The 3,937-nt window shown below is 62.3% G+C and carries 4 protein-coding genes; 3 read left to right on the forward strand and 1 reads right to left on the reverse strand.

Annotated elements, in window-relative coordinates:
• Window positions 1–1,135, reverse strand: a 1,135-nt coding sequence (locus EN939_RS24385) for a sensor histidine kinase (RefSeq protein WP_245473158.1), incomplete at its 3' end; no start/stop codon positions are given.
• Window positions 1,136–1,413: 278 nt separating this feature from the next.
• Here EN939_RS24385 and rpmH point away from each other — a divergent pair.
• From rpmH to yidC, 3 genes are read left to right on the forward strand one after another with little or no spacing between them, the layout of a single operon-like run.
• On the forward strand, window positions 1,414–1,548 hold the full coding sequence (gene rpmH / locus EN939_RS24395; RefSeq protein WP_008833937.1) for a 50S ribosomal protein L34: 135 nt from the start codon (window positions 1,414–1,416) through the stop codon (window positions 1,546–1,548).
• Window positions 1,549–1,564: 16 nt separating this feature from the next.
• Window positions 1,565–1,918 (forward strand): ribonuclease P protein component, encoded by a 354-nt coding sequence (gene rnpA, locus EN939_RS24400; RefSeq protein ID WP_127270243.1) that lies wholly within the window; start codon window positions 1,565–1,567, stop codon window positions 1,916–1,918.
• A 14-nt stretch (window positions 1,919–1,932) separates the two neighbouring features.
• Entirely contained in the window at window positions 1,933–3,732 is a 1,800-nt protein-coding gene (gene yidC / locus EN939_RS24405; protein ID WP_127270245.1) for a membrane protein insertase YidC, read from the forward strand.
• The last annotated feature ends 205 nt before the right edge of the window (window positions 3,733–3,937 follow it).

The following is a 3,937-nucleotide window of genomic DNA, read 5'->3' on the forward strand; positions in this document are numbered from 1 at the left end:
ACAGCTGGTCGGAATCGGCATCGACCTCGAAGGCCGGCTCGACCGAATTGACGAACTCGATGCCTTGCTCGATGTCGAGCAGGCCTTGCACGTCCTCGACCAGCTGCCGCAGCCGGAGCCGGCGGCGCGCGGGCGGCGGCTCCTGCGTGCGGCCGTAGTGAAGCACGCCTTCGGAATAGGACACGGCACGGTCGAGTGCGCGCAGCAGTTTCGGCGCGAAGGCCTGCACGGTCGGATCCTTGACCTGGCGCAGGCGGTCCGACATCAGCTGCGCCGAGGCCAGGATGTTGCGCATGTCATGGTTGATCTTGGAGACGGCAAGGCCGAGGTCGGCAAGATGCTTCTGCTCGGAGAGCATTTTTTGCAGCCGCTCCTGCATTTGCGACAGCTCGCGCTCGGCAACGCCGATCTCGTCGGCGCGGGCAGCCGGATGGATGATCCGTCCGGGATCGTCGGGCGCCTCGGAGAAGGACAGCATCGAGCGCGTCATCGTCCGGATCGGCCCGATCATGATCAGGTCGATGGCGGCGTAGACCAGCATGGCGGTGAACAGCGAGATCAGCAGCGAGACGAAGGCGACGTTGCGCGAATAGCGCAGCATCGCATTGCGCAGGCTGTTGTCGGGCATGATCAGCTCGAACTCCTTGTCCGAGTCACCGACCGGACCGAAGACGCGCAGCATCCGGTCGCCGCCGAAAAACAACGTGTCGAGCGCGCCGGTCATGCCCTTGATCATGCCGATCGAGGCGATATCGATGTGCGCGTCGACCTTCGGCGGCATTTCGGCCACCACCAGCAGCCGCGAGACGCCGCCGTCGCGCACCGCGATCGCCTTGGCGCCGATCGCCATCAGCACGTCGTTCTGGGCCGTGCGCGACAGCGAGGCGGGCTCACCCTGCACCAGCACGATCGACACCGCAGCCGCCGTGCTCAGCCGTTCCTTAAGCCAGTTCAGCCGGTAGCTGGCGATCCAGGGCAGGAAGATCAGCACTTCGGCCAGAAGCACGAAGACGATGGTCAGCAGCAGCAGCTTGGTCGACAGGCCGCGCGACAGCGGCACCGTGCGCACGGCCGCTGGCGCCTCGGTGGACGCCACCGTGCCGATCCCTTCCTGTGCCTGTATGGTTTCGCTCATGCGGCTAATGTCTTCACGATCACTTGATCAACGCAGATTAGGCGATTACGGCTTTTTTGCCAATTTCATCCTTGGTCGCAAACATAAACCGGTCTGAACGGAGCCGGATTGCGCCCTACGACTCCGGATTGACTTCCAAAAGCCTTCTTTCTATAAGCCCGCACACGCTCGGGCCATTCGTCCCGGCGCGGTTTCGATCGCGCCAAAGCCGGCCCGGCAAAGCTCCTGTTACACAGTGACAGAATCAAGAAGGGCCGCACCCCGCGGTATTAAAACAAATGAAGCGTACCTACCAACCGTCTAAACTCGTCCGCAAACGTCGGCACGGCTTCCGTGCCCGCATGGCCACCAAGGGTGGTCGCGGCGTCGTCGCAGCTCGCCGCAACCGCGGCCGCAAGCGGCTCAGCGCCTGAACGGAAGACGAGATCGTTGCCCGCAACCGGCAAGCCAGTGGGACCAAATCCCAAGCGGCTTCTGAAGCGCGCGGAATTCCTGGCTGTCCGTCGTGGTGAAAAACGACGCGGGCGGCTTTTTCTCGTTGAAGTTCTCGACCGCGGCGACGGCCTGTCGCCGCGCGTCGGCTACACCGTCACCAAGAAGGTCGGCAATGCGGTTGTCCGCAACCGTGTCCGGCGGCGGCTGCGAGAAGCCATCCGTACGCATGCTGCAAGTGACATGGCGCCTGGCAATGATTATGTCATCGTCGGGCGCGAAGACGTGCTTACCACTCCGTTCGGCCAGTTGAAGGCCGAACTCTCCCGCCGACTGCGCGGAACACGATAGGCCAAGGGCTTTCGATGGAAAACAACCGGAACTTCTTCATCACCATCGCGCTGTCGGTGCTGATCCTTGCGGTATGGCAATATTTTTACGTGTTGCCGCGCAGCGAAGCCCAGCGCGAGGCGGCCCGCGTCGAACAGCAGCGCATCGAGGAGCAGAAGAAGGCCGCCGGTACCGACACCGGAACGCCCGCCGCACCTGGCGCCATTCCGAATGCACCGGGTACCGACGCCGTGACGCCGGCCGGCCGCGAACAGGCGCTCGCCACGACGACCCGCGCGAAGATCGACACGCCGAGCCTCGAGGGTTCGATCAACCTGACCGGCGCCCGCCTCGACGACCTCAAGCTCAAGCACTACACCGAGACGGTCGACAAGAACTCGCCCGAGATCAGCCTGCTCAACCCGGCGGCACTGCCCAATGGCTATTATGCCGAGATCGGCTTTGTCGGCAACGACAAGACCGGTGCGGTGCCCGGTCCGGAGACTGTGTGGACCGTCGACGGCAATGCGACGCTGACGCCGACGACCCCGGTCACGCTGACCTATTCGAACGACAAGGGCTTGACCTTCAAGCGCACCTTCTCCGTCGACACCGATTACATGTTCACGGTGTCCGACACGGTGCAGAATGCGGGCACGGCCGCCGTCTCGCTGTCCAATTACGGCCGCGTCACCCGCTTCGACAAGCCGCTCGTTGCCAGCACCTATGTGCTGCATGAGGGCCTGATCGGCTTCACCGGCACCGAAGGCCTGCAGGAGCACAAATACGCGTCCATCGAATCGGACAAGCAGTTCACGCCGGGCAAGTCGACTGACGGCTGGTTGGGCATTACCGACAAATACTGGGCGGTGACGCTGGTGCCGACCGAAAAGCAGCCGTTCCAGCCGCGCTACGCCTTTTTCGAGGACGGCCGCCACCGCTATCAGTCCGACTTCCTGACCGACCCGATAACGGTTGCCGCGGGTCAATCGGCGACGGTGGAGAGCGAGATCTTCGCCGGCGCCAAGGAGGTCGGCAAGATCAACGCCTATGCAGAGGACCGTCAAATCAAGCGGTTCGATCTTTTGATCGACTGGGGCTGGTTCCACTTCATCACCAAGCCGATGTTCTGGCTGATCGACACGCTCTACAAATTCTTCGGCAATTTCGGTCTGGCCATCCTCGCCACCACCGTCATCGTCAAGGCCATCTTCTACCCGCTCGCCAACAAGTCCTACGCGTCGATGGCGAACATGAAGAAGGTGCAGCCGAAAATGCTCGAGATCCGCGAGAAATACGCGGACGACAAGATGAAGCAGCAGCAGGCGATGATGGAGCTCTACAAGACCGAGAAGATCAATCCGATCGCCGGCTGCTGGCCGGTGGCGCTGCAGATCCCGGTGTTCTTCGCGCTCTACAAGGTGCTCTACATCACCATCGAGATGCGTCATGCGCCGTTCTTCGGCTGGATCCAGGATCTGGCCGCGCCCGATCCGACATCGCTGTTCAACCTGTTCGGCCTCATTCCGATCACGCTGCCGCATATGCTGATGATCGGCGTATGGCCGCTGATCATGGGCGTCACCATGTTCCTGCAGATGCGCATGAACCCGACGCCGCCGGACCCGACGCAGGCGGCGATCTTCACCTGGATGCCTGTCATCTTTACCTTCATGATGGCGGGTTTCCCGGCCGGCCTGGTCATCTACTGGGCCTGGAACAACACGCTGTCGATCCTGCAGCAAGGCATCATCATGAAGCGCCAGGGCGCCAAGATCGAGCTGTGGGACAATCTGGTCGCGCTGTTCCGAAAGAAACCATCACCGGCCGAATAGAAGGCGCAGCGCTTTCTCCATCCTTCAAAGCCCCGCCTCGCGCGGGGCTTTTTCGTTCAAGCCGCTTTCGGCATCACGTTCCTGTGATCGGCGAAACTTGCGCCCCGCCGGCGGCGTGACTGCCTGTGCGTTTCCAAAGGCTATCAATTCCGATCAGCCCTCACCCGGAGGAAGACCATATGCGCTTGCCGTCATTCAGGACCTG

Origin of the sequence: Mesorhizobium sp. M7A.F.Ca.CA.002.05.1.1 (genome assembly GCF_003998335.1) — a bacterium.
Taxonomy (GTDB): Bacteria; Pseudomonadota; Alphaproteobacteria; order Rhizobiales; family Rhizobiaceae; genus Mesorhizobium.

Bases quoted from the DNA above. Each gene is read 5' to 3' on its own strand.
- rpmH (WP_008833937.1), top strand. From the start codon at position 1,414: ATGAAGCGTACCTACCAACCGTCTAAACTCGTCCGCAAACGTCGGCAC.
- yidC (WP_127270245.1), top strand. From the start codon at position 1,933: ATGGAAAACAACCGGAACTTCTTCATCACCATCGCGCTGTCGGTGCTG.